This window comes from Pseudomonas sp. GW823-FHT02E01 (assembly GCF_058797535.1).
On sequence record NZ_JBXAJS010000002.1, the window covers coordinates 643,274 to 665,185 of the forward strand.

The 21,912-nt window shown below is 58.9% G+C and carries 19 protein-coding genes; 13 read left to right on the forward strand and 6 right to left on the reverse strand.

Annotation, left to right across the window (positions count from 1 at the left end):
• Positions 1-126: 126 nt before the first annotated feature.
• Both AC1RDQ_RS06755 and AC1RDQ_RS06760 read right to left on the reverse strand, forming a co-directional pair.
• Positions 127-951 (reverse strand): SDR family oxidoreductase, encoded by an 825-nt coding sequence (locus AC1RDQ_RS06755; RefSeq protein WP_150813793.1) that lies wholly within the window; start codon positions 949-951, stop codon positions 127-129.
• A gap of 193 nt (positions 952-1,144) precedes the next feature.
• A complete protein-coding gene (locus AC1RDQ_RS06760) occupies positions 1,145-2,185 on the reverse strand; it encodes a threonine aldolase family protein (RefSeq protein ID WP_090451829.1) in 1,041 nt (346 codons plus the stop codon).
• Between the two features lie 156 nt (positions 2,186-2,341).
• On the opposite strand from AC1RDQ_RS06760, the gene AC1RDQ_RS06765 reads away from it, so the two are divergent.
• From AC1RDQ_RS06765 to fdhA, 8 genes are all read left to right on the forward strand, one after another.
• A complete protein-coding gene (locus AC1RDQ_RS06765) occupies positions 2,342-3,058 on the forward strand; it encodes a TraX family protein (RefSeq protein ID WP_154946823.1) in 717 nt (238 codons plus the stop codon).
• A 283-nt stretch (positions 3,059-3,341) separates the two neighbouring features.
• The gene (glyA, locus tag AC1RDQ_RS06770) at positions 3,342-4,595 is read left to right on the forward strand and encodes a serine hydroxymethyltransferase (RefSeq protein ID WP_154946824.1); all 1,254 of its coding nucleotides are present in this window, start codon (positions 3,342-3,344) and stop codon (positions 4,593-4,595) included.
• 23 nt (positions 4,596-4,618) lie between these two features.
• Positions 4,619-5,869, forward strand: a complete 1,251-nt coding sequence (locus AC1RDQ_RS06775) for a sarcosine oxidase subunit beta (protein WP_007907561.1) — start codon at positions 4,619-4,621, stop codon at positions 5,867-5,869.
• Positions 5,870-5,883: 14 nt separating this feature from the next.
• Positions 5,884-6,213 (forward strand): sarcosine oxidase subunit delta, encoded by a 330-nt coding sequence (locus AC1RDQ_RS06780; protein ID WP_057713000.1) that lies wholly within the window; start codon positions 5,884-5,886, stop codon positions 6,211-6,213.
• Positions 6,210-9,227, forward strand: coding sequence for a sarcosine oxidase subunit alpha (locus AC1RDQ_RS06785; RefSeq protein ID WP_340313365.1), 3,018 nt, complete (start codon positions 6,210-6,212; stop codon positions 9,225-9,227). The genes AC1RDQ_RS06780 and AC1RDQ_RS06785 overlap by 4 nt, the downstream gene beginning before the upstream one ends.
• A gap of 156 nt (positions 9,228-9,383) precedes the next feature.
• Positions 9,384-10,016, forward strand: coding sequence for a sarcosine oxidase subunit gamma (locus AC1RDQ_RS06790; RefSeq protein WP_043302458.1), 633 nt, complete (start codon positions 9,384-9,386; stop codon positions 10,014-10,016).
• A 169-nt stretch (positions 10,017-10,185) separates the two neighbouring features.
• A complete protein-coding gene (gene purU, locus AC1RDQ_RS06795; protein WP_007981374.1) occupies positions 10,186-11,043 on the forward strand; it encodes a formyltetrahydrofolate deformylase in 858 nt (285 codons plus the stop codon).
• A gap of 203 nt (positions 11,044-11,246) precedes the next feature.
• Positions 11,247-12,446 carry a formaldehyde dehydrogenase, glutathione-independent gene (gene fdhA / locus AC1RDQ_RS06800; protein ID WP_090451825.1) on the forward strand — a complete coding sequence of 400 codons (1,200 nt, stop codon included), beginning with the start codon at positions 11,247-11,249 and terminating at the stop codon, positions 12,444-12,446.
• A 46-nt stretch (positions 12,447-12,492) separates the two neighbouring features.
• Here the strand turns inward: fdhA and AC1RDQ_RS06805 are convergent, their stop codons facing one another.
• Positions 12,493-13,524: an RHS repeat-associated core domain-containing protein gene (locus AC1RDQ_RS06805; protein ID WP_492586762.1), complete on the reverse strand. Its 1,032-nt coding sequence runs from the start codon at positions 13,522-13,524 to the stop codon at positions 12,493-12,495.
• A 225-nt stretch (positions 13,525-13,749) separates the two neighbouring features.
• On the opposite strand from AC1RDQ_RS06805, the gene AC1RDQ_RS06810 reads away from it, so the two are divergent.
• Positions 13,750-14,304, forward strand: coding sequence for a DUF2780 domain-containing protein (locus AC1RDQ_RS06810; RefSeq protein WP_492586764.1), 555 nt, complete (start codon positions 13,750-13,752; stop codon positions 14,302-14,304).
• 1 nt (position 14,305) lies between these two features.
• On the opposite strand, the gene yihG is transcribed toward AC1RDQ_RS06810, so the two are convergent.
• Entirely contained in the window at positions 14,306-15,193 is an 888-nt protein-coding gene (gene yihG / locus AC1RDQ_RS06815) for a 1-acylglycerol-3-phosphate O-acyltransferase, YihG family (RefSeq protein ID WP_429522185.1), read from the reverse strand.
• Between the two features lie 314 nt (positions 15,194-15,507).
• Between yihG and rloA2 the strand changes: the two genes are divergently transcribed.
• Positions 15,508-16,011 (forward strand): retropepsin-like aspartic peptidase RloA2, encoded by a 504-nt coding sequence (rloA2, locus tag AC1RDQ_RS06820; protein ID WP_492586765.1) that lies wholly within the window; start codon positions 15,508-15,510, stop codon positions 16,009-16,011.
• Between the two features lie 24 nt (positions 16,012-16,035).
• Here rloA2 and AC1RDQ_RS06825 read toward each other — a convergent pair whose 3' ends face one another.
• Positions 16,036-16,899: an RHS repeat-associated core domain-containing protein gene (locus AC1RDQ_RS06825; protein ID WP_492586767.1), complete on the reverse strand. Its 864-nt coding sequence runs from the start codon at positions 16,897-16,899 to the stop codon at positions 16,036-16,038.
• A 179-nt stretch (positions 16,900-17,078) separates the two neighbouring features.
• On the opposite strand from AC1RDQ_RS06825, the gene creB reads away from it, so the two are divergent.
• The 3 genes from creB (at position 17,079) to creD (ending at position 20,664) form a co-directional block, all read left to right on the forward strand.
• Complete coding sequence (creB, locus tag AC1RDQ_RS06830; RefSeq protein ID WP_492586769.1) at positions 17,079-17,759, forward strand: two-component system response regulator CreB; 681 nt, start codon at positions 17,079-17,081, stop codon at positions 17,757-17,759.
• Positions 17,759-19,177 carry a two-component system sensor histidine kinase CreC gene (gene creC, locus AC1RDQ_RS06835; protein ID WP_492586771.1) on the forward strand — a complete coding sequence of 473 codons (1,419 nt, stop codon included), beginning with the start codon at positions 17,759-17,761 and terminating at the stop codon, positions 19,175-19,177. Before creB ends, creC begins: the two co-directional genes overlap by 1 nt.
• 116 nt (positions 19,178-19,293) lie before the next feature.
• On the forward strand, positions 19,294-20,664 hold the full coding sequence (creD, locus tag AC1RDQ_RS06840) for a cell envelope integrity protein CreD (protein WP_492586773.1): 1,371 nt from the start codon (positions 19,294-19,296) through the stop codon (positions 20,662-20,664).
• A 207-nt stretch (positions 20,665-20,871) separates the two neighbouring features.
• On the opposite strand, the gene AC1RDQ_RS06845 is transcribed toward creD, so the two are convergent.
• Positions 20,872-21,900 carry an RHS repeat-associated core domain-containing protein gene (locus AC1RDQ_RS06845; protein ID WP_492586775.1) on the reverse strand — a complete coding sequence of 343 codons (1,029 nt, stop codon included), beginning with the start codon at positions 21,898-21,900 and terminating at the stop codon, positions 20,872-20,874.
• Positions 21,901-21,912: the final 12 nt, after the last annotated feature.

The following is a 21,912-nucleotide window of genomic DNA, read 5'->3' on the forward strand; positions in this document are numbered from 1 at the left end:
GCAATAGTCCCTGTAGGAGCGAGCCTGCTCGCGATGGACGTCAACGATAACGCTGACAACCTGACCCCCCCCCCGCGGTGTTCTCAGGTTCATCGCGAGCAGGCTCGCTCCTACAGGGGAGGGTGTTTAGTCGATAAACAAGTCGGTCATCAGCTTGTCGTTGCTGTCCGGCGCGAACCGATAGTGTTCGAACTCCGTCACACCGCTTTCCCGCAGAATCTCCTCATCAATCAACAAGCGCCCGGTCAGGCTGCGGTTTGCGCTGCTCAGAATCACATGCGCCGCATCCGCCATGATCGCAGGCAGGCGCGCATGCTTGAACGATTCCCTCGACCCCAACTGAAACTCGATGGCAGCGGTGGCGATCATCGTCTGTGGCCATAGCGAGTTGACGCTGATCCCGTAATTCCTGAATTCCTCGCTCATGCCCAGGGTCAGCATGCTCATACCGTACTTGGTCACGGTATAGGGGCTGTATTGGGCGAACCACTTGGCGGCCAGGTTCAGCGGCGGCGAGAGGTTGAGGATATGGCCGCTGGACTTCTTCAGGTACGGCAACGCTGCCTGGCTGCACAGCAATACGGCGCGGGTGTTGATCTGGTGCATCAGGTCAAAGCGCTTGAGTTCGAGATGTTGAACCCCGGTGAGCTTGATCGCCCCGGCATTGTTGATCAGTGCATCGATGCCACCGAAATGTTCGTTGGCCTGGGCCAGGGCCTGATGCACGGCATCTTCATCGCGCACATCCACTTGCAGGGCCAGTGCCTTGCCGCCTGCGGCTTCGACTTCTTGGGCCACGCTGAAAATCGTGCCGGGTAATTTGGGGTGTGGCGACGCACTTTTCGCCGCAATCACAATGTTGGCCCCGTCGCGTGCGGCCCGCAGCGCGATCTCGCGACCAATGCCGCGGCTGGCGCCGGTGATGAACAGGGTTTTGCCTTGCAATGACATGCGTACGCTCCTGATTATTGTTATTTGAGCAAAGGCTCGACAAACAATGTAGACGAAGTCTTCAGGTGCGGACGTAGAGGTGGGTACCCCCTGTGGGAGCGAGCTTGCTCGCGATAGCGGAGTGTCAGTCGACATCAATGCTGGATGTGCTGACCTCATCGCGAGCAAGCTCGCTCCCACAGGGTTTAGAGTGTTAGTGAGACATCACTTCGCGAATGTCCTTCGCCAATTCACGCACGCGCTCTTGCTCGGTGTCCCACGAGCACATGAAGCGTGCGCCGCCGTTGCCGATGAAGGTGTAGAAGCGCCAGCCCTTGGCGGTCAGTGCGGCGATGGCCGGTTCCGACAGTTGCAGGAACACGCCGTTGGCCTGTACGGGGAACATCAGCTCCACGCCGGGGATGTCGCTGACCAGTTCGGCCAGCAACTGCGCGCAGTGGTTGGCGTGGTTGGCGTATTTGAGCCAGGCGTCGTTTTCCAGGATCCCGACCCACGGCGCCGACAGGAAGCGCATTTTTGAAGCAAGCTGCCCGGCCTGTTTGCAGCGGTAATCGAAGTCTTCGGCCAGTTTGTGGTTGAAGAACAGAATCGCCTCGCCCACGGCCATGCCGTTCTTCGTGCCGCCGAAGCACAGCACGTCGACGCCGGCCTTCCAGGTCAGGTCAGCCGGGGTGCAGCCGAGGAAGGCGCAGGCGTTGGAGAATCGTGCGCCGTCCATGTGCAGGTTCAGGCCCAGTTCTTTGCAGGTGGCGCTGATGGCGCGGATTTCGTCCGGGGTGTAGACGCTGCCGACTTCGGTGGCCTGGGTCAGGGTCACCACACGGGGTTTCGGGTAGTGGATGTCCTGGCGCTTGAGCGCGACCTCGCGGATCGATTCCGGGGTCAACTTGCCGTTTTCAGTACGGGCGATCAGCAGTTTGGAGCCGTTGGAGAAGAATTCCGGTGCGCCGCATTCATCGGTTTCGACGTGAGCTGTTTCCGAGCAGATCACGCTGTGGTAACTCTGGCACAACGACGACAGCGCCAACGAGTTGGCGGCGGTGCCGTTGAAGGCAAAAAACACTTCGCAGTCGGTTTCGAACAGTTTGCGGAATCCGTCGGAGGCGCGGGCGGTCCACTCGTCGTCGCCGTATGCGCGCTGGTGGCCGTGGTTGGCCTGCTCCATGGCGGCCCAGGCTTCAGGGCAGATGCCGGAATAGTTGTCGCTGGCGAATTGTTGGCTCTTGTCGGTCATGGCCTGCTTCCGTGGTCGAGATGCCTATGGTGAAGCGTCCCGTGGTCAATGAGGGTGCGCACTGTACCCAAGATCGTCAGGTGGAGCGCACAGGATGTCGCTGTCGGGAACATACACAGTCGAAGGGCAATTATGCACGTGACGATGCACAAGGCCATGCACTTAAAGCAGCGCGACGGGGCACTGGATCTGCTCAAGTGGCTGGCGCTTTTAAGCATGGTGCTCGATCACCTGCGATATGTCGGTTATTCCGCCGATCTGTTGTATGTGCCGGGGCGGCTGGCATTCCCGTGGTTCTGCCTGGCGATGGCGGCCAATCTGTCACGAAAGCCTGTTGTGCTGGACGGTGGGCAATGGCGCTATCTGGGCTGGTTGCTGCTGTTTAGCGCGGTGAGTGAAATTCCTTACCGGATGTATATTCACAATCCCGACACCTTGAACGTGCTGCCCACCCTTGCCCTGGGCTTGCTGGTGATTCGTGGCTGGCAGCAGCCGGTGCTTGCGTCGCGCCTGCTGGCCGTCGGCGCGTTGCTGCTGGCAGGGTTTTTCTCCCAGCGATTGATGTTCGGTTTCTTTGGCGTTCTGTTGCCGCTGGCCTTGCTGCTGGTACTTCAGCGACCCTGGTATTTCGCGCTATTGGCGGGGCTGGTCTGTCTGGCGGCCAATCAATGGCAGGTGCTGTATCACGCCGCTCGCCTGGGCAATGTCGCGGCGATTCCGGCCATCGTCACGTGCCTGATTGCGCCATGGCTCGGGCTGTTCTTGTTGCGACACGCAAAGGGCGTAAATCCACCACCGATGCGGCGTTGGGCGTATGCCCTGTATCCCGCGCATTTCGTCGCTTTGCTGACTTTGCGTCAGGTGCTCGCATAACCCTGTGGGAGCGGGCTTGCTCGCGAAAGCGGGGTGTCAGTCACTTCAATACTTACTGATACGCCGAATTCGCGAGCAAGCCCGCTCCCACAAGGGATCCAGGCTGATTTGAGGTTTGCTTGCGGCTTGCCATTTCCCGCCATGTCGTAAACGCACCTTTGCGTGGCGCCCGTAGGCATTTGACGACTCCAAGCCAGTCATACCATCGCTACCAAAGGGCACTGCCGAAAAGCCAGTGCCTCACCGAGACGAATGGCGCACCGCCGCCGCTGGGAGAGACGCGATGTTCAGCAAGCAAGACAAGATCCAGGGTTACGACGATGCACTGCTGGCGGCGATGAATGCCGAGGAGCAACGTCAGGAAGATCACATCGAGCTGATCGCGTCAGAGAACTACACCAGCAAGCGCGTCATGGAAGCGCAAGGCAGTGGCCTGACCAACAAATACGCCGAAGGTTATCCGGGCAAGCGCTACTACGGTGGCTGCGAACACGTCGACAAGGTTGAGGCGCTGGCCATCGAGCGCGCCAAGCAACTGTTCGGTGCCGATTACGCCAACGTCCAGCCGCACTCCGGCTCCTCGGCCAACAGCGCCGTGTACCTGGCCCTGCTGCAAGCCGGCGACACCATTCTCGGCATGAGCCTGGCCCACGGCGGTCACCTGACCCACGGCGCCAAAGTGTCGTCCTCGGGCAAGTTGTACAACGCCGTGCAGTACGGCATCGACACCAACACCGGCCTGATCGATTACGACGAAGTCGAGCGTCTGGCCGTCGAGTGCAAGCCGAAGATGATCGTTGCTGGCTTCTCGGCCTACTCCAAGACCCTCGACTTCCCGCGCTTCCGCCAGATCGCGGACAAGGTCGGTGCGCTGCTGTTCGTCGACATGGCCCACGTGGCCGGTCTGGTTGCCGCTGGTCTGTACCCGAACCCGCTGCCTTACGCCGATGTGGTCACCACCACTACCCACAAGACCCTGCGCGGTCCGCGTGGCGGCCTGATCCTGGCCAAGTCCAACGAAGAAATCGAGAAGAAGCTCAACGCAGCAGTTTTCCCCGGTGCCCAGGGCGGCCCGCTGATGCACGTGATCGCCGGTAAGGCGGTGTGCTTCAAGGAAGCGCTGGAGCCTGGCTTCAAGGCTTATCAGCAGCAAGTGATCGACAACGCCCAGGCCATGGCCGGCGTGTTTATCAAACGCGGCTACGATGTAGTGTCCGGCGGTACCGATAACCACCTGTTCCTGGTCAGCCTGATCCGTCAGGGCCTCACCGGCAAAGAGGCGGATGCAGCACTCGGTCGCGCCCACATCACTGTGAACAAGAACGCTGTCCCGAACGATCCACAGTCGCCGTTCGTGACCTCTGGCCTGCGCATCGGCACCCCGGCGGTCACCACTCGCGGCTTCAAGGTGACCCAGTGCGTCACGCTGGCCGGCTGGATCTGCGACATCCTCGACAACCTCGGCGACGCCGATGTCGAGGCCAATGTCGCCGAGCAAGTGGCAGCCCTGTGCGCGGACTTCCCGGTTTATCGCTGAGTGCGGTTTTGGAGTAAATGACTATGCAACGCTACTCGGGCTTCGGCCTCTTCAAACACTCTCTCAGCCATCATGAAAACTGGCAGAAAATGTGGCGCACGCCGACCCCTAAAAAGGTCTACGACGTGGTCATCGTCGGTGGTGGCGGGCATGGTCTGGCCACGGCCTACTACCTGGCCAAGGAACACGGCATCACCAACGTGGCCGTGGTCGAGAAAGGCTGGCTGGGCGGCGGTAACACCGCGCGCAACACCACCATCGTTCGCTCCAACTACCTGTGGGACGAGTCGGCGCACCTGTACGAACACGCGATGAAACTGTGGGAAGGCCTGTCCCAGGACCTCAACTACAACGTGATGTTCTCCCAGCGTGGCGTCTACAACCTGTGCCACACCCTGCAGGACATTCGTGATTCCGAGCGTCGGGTCAGCGCCAACCGCCTCAATGGCGTGGACGGTGAACTGCTCGATGCCAAGCAGGTTGCCGACGAGATTCCGTACCTCGACTGCTCCAAGAACACTCGCTACCCGGTGATGGGCGCCACCGTCCAGCGTCGCGGCGGCGTGGCCCGTCACGATGCCGTGGCCTGGGGCTTTGCCCGGGCCGCCGATGCATTGGGCGTGGACTTGATCCAGCAGACCGAAGTGATCGGTTTCCGCAAGGAAAACGGCGTGTGCATCGGTGTTGAGACCAACAAGGGCTTCATCGGCGCCAAGCGCGTCGGTGTGGTCACCGCCGGTAACTCCGGGCACATGGCCAAACTCGCCGGTTTCCGTCTGCCGATCGAATCGCACCCGCTGCAAGCGCTGGTGTCCGAGCCGATCAAGCCGATTATCGACAGCGTGATCATGTCCAACGCCGTGCACGGTTACATCAGCCAGTCCGACAAGGGTGACCTGGTGATCGGCGCCGGTATCGACGGCTACAACGGCTACGGTCAGCGCGGTTCCTATCCGGTGATCGAGCACACCATCCAGGCGATCGTCGAGATGTTCCCGGTGCTGTCGCGGGTACGCATGAACCGTCAGTGGGGCGGCATCGTCGACACCACGCCGGATGCCTGCCCGATCATTTCGAAAACCCCGGTACCGAACATGTTCTTCAACTGCGGTTGGGGCACCGGTGGCTTCAAGGCTACACCTGGCTCGGGCAACGTATTTGCCGCAAGCCTGGCCAAGGGTGAAATGCACCCACTGGCCGCACCTTTCTCCATCGACCGTTTCCACAGCGGTGCGTTGATCGACGAACACGGCGCTGCAGCAGTCGCCCACTAACAGGAGAAATCCCTATGTTGCATATCTTCTGTCCTCACTGCGGCGAACTGCGCTCCGAAGAGGAATTCCATGCATCCGGCCAGGCGCACATCCCGCGCCCACTGGACCCGAGCAGTTGCACCGACGAGGAGTGGGGCGACTACATGTTCTTCCGCGATAACCCGCGCGGTCTGCACCACGAACTGTGGGATCACGTCGCCGGTTGCCGTCAGTACTTCAACGTCACCCGCGACACCGTGACCTACGAGATTCTCGAAACCTACAAGATCGGCACCAAGCCACAATTCACCGACAAGACCGATAGCCCGAAAGCGGCCAGCACGGCTCTGGGAGAGAAGGTATGAGCCAGATCAATCGCCTGTCCAACGGCGGACGGATCGACCGCAACAAAGTCTTGACCTTCACCTTCAACGGCCAGAACTACAAAGGCTTCGAAGGCGATTCCCTGGCCGCTGCACTGCTGGCCAACGGCGTCGATATCATCGGTCGCAGCTTCAAGTATTCTCGTCCGCGCGGCATCTTCGCCGCCGGTGCCGAAGAGCCGAACGCGGTGCTGCAGATCGGCGCCACCGAAGCCACGCAGATCCCGAACGTGCGTGCTACGCAACAGGCGCTGTATCAGGGCCTGGTCGCCACTAGCACCAACGGCTGGCCGAGCGTGAACAACGACATGATGGGGATTCTCGGCAAGGTCGGCGGCAAGCTGATGCCACCGGGCTTCTACTACAAAACCTTCATGTACCCGCAATCGTTCTGGATGACCTACGAGAAGTACATTCGTAAGGCCGCCGGTCTTGGTCGCTCGCCGACCGAAAACGATCCGGACACCTACGACTACATGAACCAGCACTGCGACGTGCTGATCGTCGGTGCCGGCCCTGCTGGCCTGGCGGCTGCCCTGGCGGCTGCGCGCAGCGGTGCCCGGGTAATCCTCGCCGATGAACAGGAAGAGTTCGGCGGCAGCCTGCTCGATTCCCGCGAAAGCCTCGACGGCAAGCCTGCGATGGAGTGGGTGGCCAGCGTCATCGACGAGCTGAAGAACACCCCGGACGTGCTGCTGTTGCCGCGCGCCACCGTCAACGGCTACCACGACCACAACTTCCTGACCATTCACGAGCGCCTGACCGATCACCTCGGCGACCGCGCACCGATTGGCCAGGTGCGTCAGCGCATTCACCGGGTCCGCGCCAATCGCGTGGTACTGGCAACCGGCGCTCACGAGCGTCCATTGGTCTACGGCAACAACGACGTGCCGGGCAACATGCTCGCCGGCGCCATCTCGACCTACGTGCGTCGTTACGGCGTGGCACCGGGCAAGAAGCTGGTGCTGTCGACCAACAACGACCACGCCTACCGCGTTGCCCTGGATTGGCTCGATGCCAGCCTGCAAGTGGTGGCCATCGCCGACGCCCGCAGCAATCCGCGTGGTGCGCTGGTGGAAGAAGCCCGCGCCAAAGGCATCCGCATCCTCACCGGCAGTGCCGTGATCGAGGCTCGTGGCAGCAAGCACGTGACCGCTGCCCGTGTGGCCGCCATCGACGTCAAAGCCCACACCGTGACCAGCCCTGGCGAATGGCTCGACTGCGACGTCGTCGCCAGCTCCGGTGGCTACAGCCCGGTGGTTCACTTGGCTTCGCACCTGGGTGGCAAGCCGATCTGGCGTGAAGACATCCTCGGTTTCGTACCGGGCGAAGCACCGCAGAAACGCGTGTGTGTCGGCGGCATCAACGGCGTCTACGGCCTTGGCGATTCCCTGGCCGACGGTTTTGAAGGTGGCGCTCGCGCCGCTGCTGAAGCCGGATTCCAGACGGTTGAAGGCGTACTGCCGAAAGCCCTGAGCCGTCTCGAAGAGCCGACCCTGGCGCTGTTCCAGGTGCCCCATGAAAAGAGCACCGCACGGGCACCGAAGCAATTCGTCGACTTGCAAAACGATGTCACCGCCGCCGCCATCGAACTGGCGACCCGCGAGGGCTTCGAGTCGGTCGAGCACGTTAAGCGCTACACCGCACTGGGCTTCGGCACCGATCAGGGCAAGCTCGGCAACGTCAACGGCCTGGCCATCGCTGCCCGCTCGCTGAACGTGACCATCCCGCAGATGGGCACCACCATGTTCCGTCCGAACTACACGCCAGTGACTTTCGGCGCCGTGGCCGGTCGTCACTGTGGGCACATCTTCGAGCCGGTGCGTTACACCGCACTGCATCAATGGCACCTGAAAAACGGCGCCGAGTTCGAAGACGTCGGCCAGTGGAAGCGTCCTTGGTACTTCCCGAAATCCGGTGAAGACCTGCATGCCGCGGTGAAGCGCGAATGCAAAGCCGTGCGCGACAGCGTCGGCCTGCTCGATGCTTCGACCCTGGGCAAGATCGACATCCAGGGCCCGGATGCGCGTGAGTTCCTCAATCGCGTCTACACCAACGCCTGGACCAAGCTCGATGTGGGCAAGGCCCGTTACGGCCTGATGTGCAAAGAAGACGGCATGGTCTTCGACGACGGCGTGACGGCTTGCCTGGCCGACAACCATTTCGTCATGACCACCACCACCGGCGGCGCGGCTCGTGTGCTGCAGTGGCTGGAGCTGTACCACCAGACCGAATGGCCGGACATGAAGGTGTACTTCACCTCCGTCACCGACCACTGGGCGACCATGACCCTGTCCGGGCCGAACAGCCGCAAGCTGCTCGCTGAAGTCACCGACATCGACCTGAGCAGCGAAGCCTTCCCGTTCATGACCTGGAAAGAAGGTCTGGTCGGTGGTGTGCCGGCGCGGGTGTTCCGGATTTCGTTTACCGGCGAACTGTCGTACGAAGTCAACGTGCAAGCCGACTACGCCATGGGCGTGCTGGAAAAAATCGTCGACGCCGGCAAGAAGTACAACCTGACGCCGTACGGCACCGAAACCATGCACGTGCTGCGGGCCGAGAAGGGCTTCATCATCGTCGGTCAGGACACTGACAGCTCGATGACCCCGGACGACCTGAACATGGGCTGGTGTGTCGGTCGCACCAAACCGTTCTCGTGGATCGGCTGGCGTGGCATGAACCGTGAAGACTGCGTGCGTGATCAGCGCAAGCAACTGGTTGGCCTGAAACCGATCGATCCGAACAAATGGCTGCCGGAAGGTGCGCAACTGGTGTTCAACACCAAGCAAGCCATCCCGATGACCATGGTGGGTCACGTGACTTCCAGTTACCTGCACAACTCCCTGGGCTATTCGTTCGCCATGGGCGTAGTCAAGGGCGGCCTGAACCGCATGGGCGAGCGTGTCTTCGCGCCATTGGCGGACGGCAGCGTGATCGAGGCGGAAATCGTTTCTTCGGTGTTCTTCGATCCGAAGGGTGAGCGCCAGAACGTGTAAAGGCTTCGGGTCCTGTGGGGTGTGAGCTGCCGCCATCGCGAGCAAGCTCGCTCCCACAGGAGATCGCCTAACCCCTGTGGGAGCGAGCTTGCTCGCGATGGCGGTAGAACAGCCACCACAAGGGCCAGAACCAACAGAATTCAAAACAGGTGCTTTATGACCGCAGCCAATGTTTACCAACAACGCCCAACCTCCGGGGCCAAGGCCGAGTCGTCGCTGCATCACGCCGACCTCGCCAGCCTGGTGGGCAAGGGTCGCAAGAACGCCGGCGTGACCGTGCGTGAGAAAAAACTCCTCGGCCACCTGACCATCCGCGGCGATGGCCACGATGCCGCGTTTGCCGCGGGCGTGCACAAGGCCCTGGGCATCGAGTTGCCGGGCGCGCTGAGCGTCATCGTCAAAGGCGAAACCAGTTTGCAATGGATGGGGCCGGATGAGTGGCTGCTGATCGTGCCGACTGGTGAAGAACTGGCCGCCGAGCAAAAACTGCGCAAAGCGCTGGGCGATTTGCACATTGCGATCGTCAACGTCAGCGGCGGCCAGCAACTCCTCGAACTGAGCGGCCCGAACGTGCGCCAGGTACTGATGAAGTCCACCAGCTACGACGTGCACCCGAACAACTTCCCGGTGGGCAAAGCCGTCGGCACGGTGTTCGCCAAGTCGCAATTGATGATCCGTCACACCGCCGAAGACACCTGGGAACTGCTGATTCGTCGCAGCTTCTCGGATTACTGGTGGTTGTGGCTGCAGGATGCTTCTGCCGAATTCGGCCTCAGCGTTCAGGCTTGATCACCACCCGCCATGGAGGCGATCACTTGTGGGAGCGAGCTTGCTCGCGATGGACTTGAGGGCGACGCGTTGATCCAGTAAGTACGCGTTATCGTTGACGCCCATCGCGAGCAAGCTCGCTCCCACAAGATGCAGCGTCATCTTTAGATATCACAGGAGTCACCGCACCATGAGCCGCGCCCCAGACACATGGATTCTGACCGCCGACTGCCCCAGCGTCCTCGGCACCGTGGACGCGGTGACCCGCTTTCTGTTCGAGCAGGGCTGCTACGTCACCGAGCACCATTCCTTCGATGACCGACTCTCGGGCCGTTTCTTCATTCGTGTGGAATTCCGCCAGCCTGACGGTTTCGACGAGCAGTCCTTCCGCGCGGGCCTCGCCGAGCGCGGTGAAGCCTTTGGCATGATCTTCGAACTGACCGCGCCGAACTACCGGCCGAAAGTGGTGATCATGGTTTCCAAGGCCGATCACTGCCTCAACGATTTGCTCTATCGCCAGCGCATCGGCCAGTTGTCGATGGACGTGGCCGCCGTGGTCTCCAACCACCCGGACCTCAAGCCACTGGCTGACTGGCACCAGATTCCGTACTACCACTTCCCGCTGGATCCGAACGACAAGCCGTCCCAGGAACGTCAGGTCTGGCAGGTCATTGAAGAGTCCGGTGCGGAACTGGTGATCCTTGCGCGCTACATGCAAGTGCTGTCGCCGGAGCTGTGCCGCAAGCTCGATGGCAAGGCGATCAACATCCACCACTCCCTGCTGCCCGGTTTCAAGGGCGCCAAGCCCTACCATCAGGCCTACAACAAGGGCGTGAAACTGGTCGGCGCCACCGCGCATTACATCAACAACGACCTGGATGAAGGCCCGATCATTGCCCAGGGTGTGGAGGCGGTGGACCACAGCCATTATCCGGAAGACCTGATCGCCAAGGGGCGGGATATCGAAGGGCTGACTTTGGCGAGGGCGGTTGGGTATCACATTGAGAGAAGAGTGTTTTTGAACGCCAACAGAACGGTCGTTCTTTAAATCGCCATCGCGAGCAAGCTCGCTCCCACAGTGGATCGGGGGCGGACACAAGATTTGTGAACGACACAAAAACCTGTGGGAGCGAGCTTGCTCGCGATGAGGCCCTTACAAGCAACACAAATGACAACGGCAATAACCCGAGCATTTAACGCGCTGCCTGCCTGGGCAACGCGGTTCCATAAAAACAACAGCGAGGTGAAAGCATGTCTGGCAATCGTGGTGTGGTGTATCTCGGCGCTGGCAAGGTCGAAGTGCAGAGTATTGATTATCCGAAAATGCAGGACCCGCGTGGCAGGAAAATTAACCACGCCGTGATCCTGCGCGTGGTTTCCACCAATATCTGTGGTTCCGACCAGCACATGGTGCGCGGCCGTACCACCGCTCAAACCGGTCTGGTCCTGGGTCACGAGATCACCGGTGAAGTGATCGAAAAGGGCAGCGACGTCGAGAACCTGCAGATCGGTGACCTGGTGTCTGTTCCGTTCAACGTGGCTTGCGGGCGCTGCCGTTCCTGCAAAGAAATGCACACAGGCGTCTGCCTGAGCGTCAACCCGGCGCGTCCGGGCGGTGCTTATGGTTACGTCGACATGGGCGACTGGACCGGTGGCCAGGCCGAATACGCCATGGTGCCGTACGCCGACTTCAACCTGCTGAAACTGCCGGATCGCGACCGGGCGATGGAAAAAATCCGCGACCTGACCTGCCTCTCCGACATCCTGCCGACCGGCTATCACGGTGCCGTGACCGCTGGCGTCGGCCCGGGCAGCACCGTGTACATCGCCGGTGCCGGTCCGGTCGGTTTGGCGGCGGCTGCTTCGGCTCGTCTGTTGGGCGCGGCGGTGGTGATCATCGGTGACGTCAACACCGTGCGCCTGGCTCACGCCAAGGCTCAGGGCTTCGAGATCGCCGACTTGTCCCTGGACACGCCGCTGCACGAACAGATCGCTGCACTGCTGGGCGAGCCGGAAGTGGATTGCGCCATCGACGCCGTTGGTTTCGAAGCCCGTGGCCATGGCCATGACGGCGTGAAACACGAAGCCCCGGCCACCGTGCTCAACTCGCTGATGGGCGTGGTGCGTGTGGCAGGCAAGATCGGCATCCCCGGCCTCTACGTGACCGAAGACCCGGGCGCTGTCGACGCTGCCGCGAAAATGGGCAGCCTGAGCATCCGCTTCGGCCTGGGCTGGGCCAAGTCCCACAGCTTCCACACCGGCCAGACCCCGGTGATGAAGTACAACCGCGCGCTGATGCAAGCGATCATGTGGGACCGCATCAACATCGCCGAAGTGGTGGGCGTTCAGGTGATCAGCCTGGATCAGGCTCCGCAGGGTTATGGCGAGTTTGACGCGGGTGTGCCGAAGAAGTTTGTGATTGATCCGCATAAGATGTTTAGTGCGGCGTAAATAAATTTAGGGCGACATGTTGTCGCCCTTTTTAAGCACTTTTTAATTATTGTATATATAGTGAGTATTTTTCTATAAGTTTTTCGGTGCTGTATTGGAGTCTGACATGCGGTATACGCTCCTCACGTATTAAATTTCGTTTGTGAGTTAATTCTGAAATGGTAGATGATGAAATTTTATGGTCTAAAGGCCTGCCATAGGTATATTCTTCTTTTTTACTTGTCAGGGTGGCGATGGTATCGCCGAGATCGTTCGAACTTTTATCTAGTTTTTTGATTTTACTATTCGTCTGTTTCTGCAGTTCTTGTAAAGTTGAAATCTTTTCGATTGCCTCTTCTTTAGTAACATTTAATGGTTCTGTTTTTGAAATTCCTGAGATGTTTGTCCGGCCATTGCTTATCCTCTCGGACGCTATGCTTGTATTACTCGGCAGTTGATTACCTTGAAGGGGGGTTCTAGCACCGGCTCTGTTGCTACTGAGACCCACAACAGGTGTTTTCTTTCTCATGGGCCCGGTTAAACGCAGAACCTTTTTCAACCATTTCCAGGTGTGTCCCGACGGGTCATGGCGATTCACCGGATCCCCCACACAATACGCATACCCATTCAACCCGCCCTCCCCAAACGGACTCCAACTGTCCGGGCTGTTAAACCGCATCAACACCGGGTTAAACGCCCGATAGCCGTTCCCCAACAAATAACACCCCGTCACCAGATCCGGCCGTTCGCCGTTGAAGCCGAGCAGGCTGAGCAAGCCACTTTCCGCAGGGCGATGACCATAGGGTGAATAGGCGAGGGGATGTAGTCGAGCGACATCAAGTACATTCAAAACCGAACGCTGTTGATCCGTGGCGAGCAAGCGGGTTTCTGCTGTGCTGCTCTGACGCTGCTGCTGAGCCAGCAGTTTATCGTCGTGCTGCATGATCGAATGCTGCACCACACCTTGAATCTCCGTGGCTAGACGATCTTTCAGGTAAAAGCGTTGGTTGGGGGACTGCGCAAAGGGAGTGCAATCAACCAGACGATCCAGCGGGTCGTAGCGATAACTGCAGAGCAGAGTTTCTCGATTGGGGAGCATGGCCGGGTTCCTGAATGAGTTTGTCGATCCAGGGTTTTACTGTGGCGCATTCGAACAGAGCCGCCTACTGGCAGATCTGATAGTGCCGCAGGCTTCAGGGCTACTTTGTGACGAGCGGATGGTAAATGGATGGAGATCTGAGGAACATGCCCGCGTCTGCCCGGTCAAATCGGCAGCTTTGCGCCTGTAAGCCGGGCGTTTTTCATGAAACAAGAGGATGTCTGAATGAAGATTTCACGCGGTTTTGCACTGGCATCACTCCTGACCCTGACTGCCAGCCCGGTCTTCGCACAGTTCAATCTGGGCGATGCGGTCAATGCCATTGCCGGCATGAAGGGTGCTGACGAGGCCGCGACCGCCGCACCGACACCACAGACCGCCAACCTGCTGAGCACCCTCAGTGAATTGGACATCACCCCAGAGCAAGCCGTTGGCGGTGCCGGGGCGATGCTGGGGCTGGCGAAGAACCAGTTGAGTTCGACCGACTACTCGGAACTGGCCAAAAGCGTGCCGGGCATCGACATGCTCTCGGGCGGCGGGGAGTTGGGTGCACTGGCCGGCCTGCTCGGCTCCAGCGGCAAAGCCGCAGGGCTGGACAACGCCTTGGGCAACGTCAAGGACACCAACGACCTGAACAACGCCTTCAGCGCCCTGGGTATGGACAGCGGCATGATCGGCCAGTTTGCCCCGGTGCTCCTGCAATACTTCGGTCAGCAGGGCGTCGGCGGTTCGCTGCTGAGCAGCCTGGGCAGCATCTGGGGCACCGGCACCGGTAGCTGATTCAGCGGCGCCCGGCGCGTAACGCGTCGATGCGCCGGTCCTTCTCGATCCAGAGCTGGTTGACCCAGTTCTGGACCTTCTCGCGAAACGCAGGGTCGTTTTCGTAATCGCCCTGCCACAGCGCCGGGTCGAGTTCGCGAGTCTTGATGTCGATGATGACCCGCGGAACGTTGCCGCTGATCAAGTCCCAGAACCCCGGAATCGTCTGCTGCGGGTAAACCACTGTCACATCGAGAATCGCGTCCAGCTGCTCACCCATCGCCGCCAGCACAAAGGCCACCCCGCCGGCCTTGGGCTTGAGCAGGTGATTGAACGGTGACTGTTGCTGGTCACATTTAGCCGCCGTGAAGCGGGTGCCTTCGAGGTAGTTGACCACCGTCACTGGCTGACGCTTGAACAATTCACAGGCCTGTCTGGTGATTTCCAGATCCTTGCCGGCCAGTTCCGGGTATTTCGCCAGGAACGTCTTGCTGTAGCGCTTCATGAACGGGTAATCCAGCGCCCACCACGCCAGGCCCAGGAAGGGCACCCAGATCAGCTCTTTCTTGAGGAAGAATTTGAAGAACGGCGTGCGCCGGTTCAGCGTCTGGATCAGCGCCGGGATGTCGACCCAGGATTGATGGTTGCTGATCACCAGATATGAGGTGTCGCGACGCAGATCGTCACCGCCACGGATGTCCCATTGGGTAGGGATGCAGACACGGAAGATCAGCTTGTCGATCTCGGACCAGGTCTCGGCGATCCACATCACCGACCATGAGGCGTAATCGCGAAAACGGCCAGGCAGGATCAGTTTGAGCAGGGCAAACACCATCAACGGTCCGATCAGGATCAGGGTGTTGAGCAGGAGCAGCAGGGTCACGAAACAGCCGGTGAGCAGGCGGCGCATAAGTCACTCGTGGAAGCGGTTGGGCGCGCCATGATAAGCAGCTTCGGGCGACAGGCCAAATCGGCTGATGACGAATGTTTCACCATTGGATGGGTAGGCTGGGTTGGAGTATCCGGTCACATTACTGTGGCGATTGTACCGGCCTCTTCGCGGGCAAGCCCGCTCCCACAGTGGATTGGGGGTGTACACAAGATGTGTGAACGACACAAAACCCTGTGGGAGCGTGGCTTGCCCGCGAAGCGATTCCAAGAACGAACGAATTGCCAACTGACGGTCTAAAATTCCGCTGCCCATTGCTCAAGGAAGCCCCATACGTGAAATCGCTCCTCGCACTGCTTTCTCTTCTGGCCCTGCCGGTCATGGCCGCCGAGCCCACGCTGTACGGACGTTACGAATACATCGCGCTGCCGGAAATCGGCGGCGAAGTGCTAAAGGCCAAGATGGACACCGGCGCGCTGACTGCGTCGCTGTCGGCCAAGGACATCGAGACCTTTACCCGCGACGGTGAAGACTGGGTGCGTTTCCGCCTCGCGACCAAGGATGCGAGCAACAAGGTCTACGAGCATAAAGTTGCGCGGATCAGCAAAATCAAGACCCGTTCTGAAGAGGACGAAGAAGAAGACACTGCCGCGCCCAGCAAGCGTCCGGTGGTCGATCTGGAATTGTGCCTGGGCAACGTCAAGCGCACGGTCGAGGTCAACCTGACTGATCGCAGCAGCTTTAATTATCCGTTGTTGATTGGGGCCAAGGCGTTGCGTGAGTTTGGCGCGGCGGTGAATCCGGCGAGAAGGTTTACGGCGGACAAGCCGGATTGTTGATAGCTGACTCACCGCTACGTGGCCCTATCGTGAGTCTCTGATTCTGATCGCGGTATCAACAAAATCTTGTGCGTTGAAGTGTGCGCCGACACGGCTGGGCCCCTCAATGCGCAGGGACGAGACGTGTGAAATGACTTGTGCCAATTCTTTTTTATGAGTGAGCAGGTCAGTGTTCAGATTTCTTATTTCCACTTCATTCAGGTGTTTAAAGAACGGTTTTTTTGGGTTGAGTAGGCCGGTATTTGTAGTGATTGCATCTAAGGTATCTCGAAGGTGTTGATTGGCGCGATGGAGATACTCGAGGCCTGTTGCTAAATCTGGAGGGATTTCTGTAGAGAAATAAGCAGGTTTTTTTTGCTCAGATAGAACGCGAGCAATGAATGCGTCGGGATGAGTGTTCTTGCTGCTCGCAAGCATTTTGATCTTCGCTACTCCACCAAAGAGTTCTTCCGTGGACGTTACGATGTTTGTAAACCGTACACTATTCGTCCCTCTCATGAACTTATAGAGGTTCATGAATACGTCGTCGAAAAAAACTGCGGGTATTACAGAGTGACCTGTTGGATCCTTCCAATTGACAGGGTTCCCCGCACAATACGCATATGAGTTCAATCCCCCCCTGTCAAACGGACTCCAACTATCCGGGCTATTAAACCGCATCAACACCGGATTGAGCTGCCGATATCCGTTACCCAAATGATAATGCCCGGTCAGCGGGTCCGGCCGTTCGCCGTTGAAACCCAGCAGGCTGAGCAAGCCGTTTTCGGCTGGGCGATGACCATAGGGTGTGTAGGCGATGGGTTGTGGCCGATTCTCGTCCAGGGCGTTTATTACCGAGCGCTGATGATCGGTTGCCAGCAGAATCGTTTTGCGAGAGTGCGAAGGCATTGACTGGTCTCCGTGTCAGTACCAAAAAGACGGGCTATCAGAATCAGCTTGTTTTCATCCATTGCCTACTAACAGAACTGCTAGGTACCACAGGCCTCGCCGCCAATTAACACAGCCGGATTGACGCCGATTCCCCCTTGAGTCACCGTTCGCCCACATCACTGCCGGGCTCGGACGCCATGCCTCATATCCTGATTGTCGAAGACGAAGCGGCCATTGCCGACACCCTGGTTTTCGCCCTGCAAGGCGAGGGCTTCACCACCACATGGCTGAGCCTGGGCGCGGCGGCGCTGGAGCACCAGCGCCAGACCCCGGCGGATCTGATCATTCTCGATATCGGCCTGCCGGACATCAGCGGCTTCGAAACCTGCAAGCAACTGCGGCGCTTCAGCGAAGTGCCGGTGATGTTCCTCAGCGCCCGGGATGGCGAAATCGATCGCGTCGTGGGCCTGGAAATCGGCGCCGACGATTACGTGGTCAAACCGTTCAGCCCTCGAGAAGTGGCGGCGCGGGTCCGGGCGATTCTCAAGCGCATGGTGCCCCGCACGGTGAGCGAACTGTCGGCGATGCTGTTTCGCATCGATAGTGAACGTGTGCAAATCAGTTATCGCGGTCAACTGCTGACCCTGACCCGCCATGAATTCCGTCTGCTGCAATGCCTGCTGGAGCAGCCCGAGCGAGTCTTCAGCCGCGAACAGTTGCTCGATGCCCTGGGTGTGGCCGCCGACGCCGGTTACGAGCGCAGCATCGACAGCCACATCAAGAGCGTGCGCGCCAAGTTGCGATTGGTGAAGGCTGATGCCGAACCGATCCAGACCCACCGCGGCCTCGGCTACAGCTACAACCCGGGACAAAGCTGATGCCGCTGGGAATCCGGATTTTCCTGGTCTACGCACTGTTCATCGGCCTGACCGGCTACTTTGTGCTCAACACGGTCATGCAGGAGATCCGCCCCGGCGTGCGCCAGTCCACCGAAGAAACCCTGGTCGATACCGCCAACCTGATGGCCGAGATCCTGCGCGACGACTTCAAGGCCGGCAGCCTCAACCAGAACCGCTGGCCGGAACTGCTCAAGGCCTATGGTGAGCGACAGCCCGGAGCGAAAATCTGGGGCTTGCCAAAGAATCAGGTCAACCACCGCATCTACGTCACCGACGCCAAGGGCATCGTCGTGCTGGACTCCAGCGGGACGGCGGTGGGGCAGGATTACTCGCGCTGGAACGACGTCTACCTGACCCTTCGTGGCGAATACGGCGCACGCTCCACGCGCAATGACCCGAACGATCCGGCGTCTTCGGTGATGCACGTCGGCGCGCCGATTCGCGACAACGGCCAGATCATCGGCGTGGTCACTGTGGCCAAGCCCAACAGCTCGGTGCAGCCTTATGTGGATCGCACGGAACGCCGGTTGCTGGCTTACGGCGCCGGGCTGATCGGCCTCGGTCTGCTGTTCGGCGCGTTGTTGTCCTGGTGGCTGAGCCGCGCCCTGCGAAGATTGACGGCGTACGCCCAAGGCGTCAGTGAAGGCCGGCGGGTTGAAGTGCCGCATTATCGCGGCGGTGAGCTGGAGCAATTGGCCACGGCAGTGGAGCAGATGCGCACGCAGCTTGAAGGCAAGGCCTACGTCGAACGTTACGTGCACACCTTGACCCATGAGTTGAAGAGTCCGTTGGCGGCGATTCGTGGCGCGGCGGAACTGTTGCAGGGCGAAATGCCTCTGGCACAGCGGCAACGTTTCGTCGGCAATATCGACAGTGAAAGTGCGCGCATGCAGCAGTTGATCGAGCGGCTTTTGAACCTGGCGCAGGTCGAGCAACGCCAAGGGCTGGAACAGCGGGTGGCGGTGCCATTGGCGGCTTTGGTGGATGGCCTGCTGAACGCGCAATCTGCGCGAATCGCAGGTAAGCAGTTGCGCGTAGAGCAAACGATTTCATCGGACCTGATGCTGATCGGCGAGCCATTTCTGCTGCGTCAGGCGTTGGGTAATCTGCTGGACAATGCGCTGGATTTCACCCCTGTTGAAGGTGTGCTGCGATTCACCGCCGAACGGACAGGCGAGCAGGTCGAGTTCAAGCTTTTCAATCAGGCAGAGTCGATTCCCGACTACGCGCTGCCGCGTTTGAGCGAGCGTTTTTACTCGTTGCCGCGTCCCGACAGTGGGCGCAAAAGCACCGGGCTCGGGCTCAACTTTGTCGAGGAAGTGGTCAAGCTGCATGGCGGTACGATGAGTATTGGTAATGTCGACGGCGGTGTGGAGGTGAAGTTACACCTGCCTTAAGACCGAGTTACGGCCAATCGCGAGCAGGCTGAATCTCCACACAATCTCCACATTCCCCCCATGGCCCCACCACATACCGAATCCAGACTCTCCCCATCCAAAACAGGGAGAGTCCCATGAACCGTAGCCTGACCCTAAAACTCGGGGCAATTGCCCTATTGATTCTGTTGTTGCTGATCCCGCTACTGATGATCAACGGCGTGATCCAGGAGCGCCAGCAACTGCGCGATGGTGTGCTCGAAGACATTGCCCGCAGCTCCAGTTACAGCCAGCAATTGAGCGGCCCGCTGATGGTGGTGCCGTATCGTAAAGTCGTGCGAACCTGGAAGACCCACGAAAAAACCAACGAGCGTTATCAGGAGATCGGTGAAGAGCGCGGTCGTTTGTATTTTCTGCCGGAGCGCTTCGAACTCGACGCAGACGTTCAGACCGAACTGCGTTCCCGAGGTATTTACCAGGCGCGGTTGTTCCATGCAGACAACCGCATCAGCGGCCACTTTTCCCTGCCGGTTCAACTGGGCATCAAGGAAGATTTCGCCGATTACCAGTTCGACCAGCCGTTCCTCGCTGTTGGCATCAGCGACATTCGTGGTATCGAAAACGCTTTGAAGCTTGAACTCAACGGCCAGAACCTGGACTTCATTCCGGGCAGCCAAGTGAGCTGGCTGGGTGAAGGCGTCCACGTGACCCTGCCGGCGTTGGAGACAAAGCAGGCCACGGAGTTGGCCTTCGGTTTTGACCTGAAGCTGCAAGGCACCGGCCAGTTACAAATACTGCCGGTGGGCAAGACCAGTAAAGTTTCGTTGAATGCCAACTGGCCGCATCCAAGCTTCATCGGCAACTACCTGCCTGCCCAGCGCGAGATTACCGATCAGGGCTTTACCGCCCATTGGCAGACCTCGTTTTTCTCCACCAACCTGCAAGAAACGCTGAACAGCTGCGTGTCCCGCGGTGGCTGTGAGGCGTTGTCCGGTCGCAGCTTCGGCGTGAGCTTCATCGAACCCGTGGACCAGTACCTGAAAAGCGACCGGGCGATCAAATATGCGCTGCTGTTCATCGTCCTGACCTTTGCCGGTTTCTTCCTGTTCGAAGTGCTGAAAAGCCTTGCGGTACACCCGGTGCAATATGCGTTGGTAGGTGTGGCGCTGGCGTTCTTCTACCTGTTGTTGCTGTCGTTGTCCGAGCACATCGGCTTTGCCTTGGCGTACCTGTTGTCCGCCAGCGGTTGTGTGTTGTTGATCGGATTCTACGTTTGCCACGTATTGCGCAGCGTGCGTCACGGCTTGAGTTTTTCTGTGGGATTGGCCGCGTTGTATGGGCTGCTCTACGGGCTGTTGAGTGCAGAGGATTACGCGCTGTTGATGGGCTCGCTGCTGCTGTTCGGCTTGCTGGGCGTGTTTATGGTGCTGACGCGGAAGCTGGATTGGTATGGGGTTGGGCAGAAGGCGGGCAAACCAGTGGCGTTTGATATGGGAGAAGTGGAGTGAGCCGGTCAGTGGGGTTGCGGGAGGATCAGCGGTTGGGGCGGTTGTTGGCGATGCGGATCGCGAAGTTGTTTTCCGCTTGGCAGCTAGTCAAAAAAAGTTAGGGCATAGTGCGAGGCATAGGGACGGATTTACTTAAATAAATCTGTCCCAATTTTTATCCTAAATTTAAATCAGTCGCCTTTTTTATCTCTCCACCTTTGTGGTCTATTAGGCATTCCTAGTAATTTTATTTTTTTTTTCAAGTGAGGAGGGATGATTAAATGCTCCGTTAGCTCCTACATCGGACGCTCCTGAGAAACTGGAATTGTTATTGGGTCTGGGGATATTAAATTCACCGATAGATTTAAGCCGATCCAGCGTATGCGGTTCGAATACACCATTGGTGGAATTTGGTCGAGATAAATCTGAAACAGGCGTAGTAGGTCCCGGCTTAGGTAAGGTATTAGGAACATTGAATGATTTAGGCGAAGAAAGTTGAGGAAGGGAGGGTGTATCGGGTAACTGGGGGGACGGTAAACGACGGCGAGTCAATGAACCGTATGCACTTGTCGTCATGCTCCCCATCCCTACTCCTATAGCGGCAACACCCAGCACCATCAGCGCCAAACCACCAAAAAAAGCTGCAGATCCTTCTTTTTTCGCAAGAATGACGCCTCCAACAATACTAGCTACTCCCCCAACAACCATTAAAAAACCACTAAAGGCATGCCCATTAGGATCCACTTTATTGACTGGATCTCCTGAGCAATACGCATACGCATTTAACCCACCATCCCCAAACGGACTCCAACTATCCGGGCTGTTAAACCGCATCAACACCGGATTGAACTGCCGATACCCATTGCCCAAATGATAATGCCCGGTCACCGGGTCCGGCCGTTCGCCGTTGAACCCGAGCAAGCTGAGTAAACTGTTCTTCGCCGGGCGATGACCGTAGGGCGTGTAGGCGAGGGGGTTAGGTTGAGTCGCCTCTAGTGCGTTGAGCACGGATCGTTGTTGGTCAGTTGTGAGCAGTGTGGCGGTCACCTTGGCGTCGAGGTGACTGTGTTGAGCCAGCAGTTGGTCATCTTGCTGAAAGATGCTCCACCGAGCGGAGCCCTGAATTTCAGTGGCCAGTCGACTTTTGCAATGAAAACGCTGAATGGCGGGCTGCTGAAGTGCCGTACAGCCATTCTGGCGGTCCAGCGGATCGTAATGGTAGCGGCACAGTACGGTTTCACGGGTTGAATTGGGCATCGACTGAACTCC

Bases quoted from the DNA above. Each gene is read 5' to 3' on its own strand.
- AC1RDQ_RS06790 (WP_043302458.1), top strand. From the start codon at position 9,384: ATGACCGCAGCCAATGTTTACCAACAACGCCCAACCTCCGGGGCCAAG.
- purU (WP_007981374.1), top strand. From the start codon at position 10,186: ATGAGCCGCGCCCCAGACACATGGATTCTGACCGCCGACTGCCCCAGC.
- AC1RDQ_RS06785 (WP_340313365.1), top strand. From the start codon at position 6,210: ATGAGCCAGATCAATCGCCTGTCCAACGGCGGACGGATCGACCGCAAC.
- glyA (WP_154946824.1), top strand. From the start codon at position 3,342: ATGTTCAGCAAGCAAGACAAGATCCAGGGTTACGACGATGCACTGCTG.
- AC1RDQ_RS06810 (WP_492586764.1), top strand. From the start codon at position 13,750: ATGAAGATTTCACGCGGTTTTGCACTGGCATCACTCCTGACCCTGACT.
- AC1RDQ_RS06760 (WP_090451829.1), bottom strand. From the start codon at position 2,185: ATGACCGACAAGAGCCAACAATTCGCCAGCGACAACTATTCCGGCATC.
- AC1RDQ_RS06755 (WP_150813793.1), bottom strand. From the start codon at position 951: ATGTCATTGCAAGGCAAAACCCTGTTCATCACCGGCGCCAGCCGCGGC.
- yihG (WP_429522185.1), bottom strand. From the start codon at position 15,193: ATGCGCCGCCTGCTCACCGGCTGTTTCGTGACCCTGCTGCTCCTGCTC.
- AC1RDQ_RS06780 (WP_057713000.1), top strand. From the start codon at position 5,884: ATGTTGCATATCTTCTGTCCTCACTGCGGCGAACTGCGCTCCGAAGAG.
- fdhA (WP_090451825.1), top strand. From the start codon at position 11,247: ATGTCTGGCAATCGTGGTGTGGTGTATCTCGGCGCTGGCAAGGTCGAA.
- creD (WP_492586773.1), top strand. From the start codon at position 19,294: ATGAACCGTAGCCTGACCCTAAAACTCGGGGCAATTGCCCTATTGATT.
- AC1RDQ_RS06765 (WP_154946823.1), top strand. From the start codon at position 2,342: ATGCACTTAAAGCAGCGCGACGGGGCACTGGATCTGCTCAAGTGGCTG.
- creB (WP_492586769.1), top strand. From the start codon at position 17,079: ATGCCTCATATCCTGATTGTCGAAGACGAAGCGGCCATTGCCGACACC.
- AC1RDQ_RS06805 (WP_492586762.1), bottom strand. From the start codon at position 13,524: ATGCTCCCCAATCGAGAAACTCTGCTCTGCAGTTATCGCTACGACCCG.
- creC (WP_492586771.1), top strand. From the start codon at position 17,759: ATGCCGCTGGGAATCCGGATTTTCCTGGTCTACGCACTGTTCATCGGC.
- AC1RDQ_RS06775 (WP_007907561.1), top strand. From the start codon at position 4,619: ATGCAACGCTACTCGGGCTTCGGCCTCTTCAAACACTCTCTCAGCCAT.
- AC1RDQ_RS06825 (WP_492586767.1), bottom strand. From the start codon at position 16,899: ATGCCTTCGCACTCTCGCAAAACGATTCTGCTGGCAACCGATCATCAG.
- AC1RDQ_RS06845 (WP_492586775.1), bottom strand. From the start codon at position 21,900: ATGCCCAATTCAACCCGTGAAACCGTACTGTGCCGCTACCATTACGAT.